1 pseudogene is annotated in these 811 nt (G+C 68.4%); it reads left to right on the top strand.

Annotated features, from left to right (window positions below):
- Positions 1-76: 76 nt before the first annotated feature.
- A pseudogene (locus ABD323_RS42360) lies at positions 77-811 on the top strand (hypothetical protein); the annotation flags it as partial.

Here is an 811-nt window from a genome sequence, read left to right on the forward strand (position 1 = left end):
CACCGCGGCCGGCCCCGTGAAGCTTCTCGGCCCCGCCCCGCCCTCGGCCGACCGGGCGGTCCGACGCGATTCGCCCGTGGACGGGGAGCAGGCGCGGGCCGCGCTCGTCCAGGTCGACACGGACACGCAGAAGTACTACGACGCGCTGCGGGTCGGGGTGGCGGCGCACCTGTCGCCGGTCATCGTGGTCTACAACGACTACGCGGGCGGTCTCTTCACGCTCGTGCACGACGGGGAGCGGATCTCCGAGCACCCGGTCTCGGAAGTGTTCGAGCTGGCGAAGTCGGTCGCGCACGCGCCGCTGGGGATCTATTCGATCCTGGCTCCCTATCTGGACAACCGGGTCCCGAATCTGCCCAACCACGATCACCTGGACGCGCACGACCTGCGGACGGTCGCGTTCAAGGGGCCGCGGTCGACCGAGTGGATCACGCCGCTCAGGGCGTTCGGGGACACGCTCTCGGCTGCTTGCCGCGAGGTCGGGTCCGCGGATCTCGCCCCGGATCTGGAGGCGTCGTGCAGGGTGATCCTCGATGCGGCGCTCCGGTTCATCGACCGGAGCACGGCGGCGGGTTCGTTCGACATGAAGTCGTTCGAGGACTTCTCGGGCAGCGTGTACGAGGACATCGGCACCACCATGGACTGGGCGGCGAAGGTCCAGATCGAAGGCGTCAAGGACGTCATGACGCGGTGGCGGGCCAGGGTCGGGGAGAAGGACTGGGCGGACCTCTACATCGTCGTCATGTCGATCTGGACGACCGCCGCGCTCAACCAGAACAGCATCATCCTCAGGCAGTACCTGAACGCGGCC

The sequence above is a fragment of the Kitasatospora nipponensis genome (assembly GCF_039528135.1).
GTDB lineage: Bacteria > Actinomycetota > Actinomycetes > Streptomycetales > Streptomycetaceae > Kitasatospora > Kitasatospora nipponensis.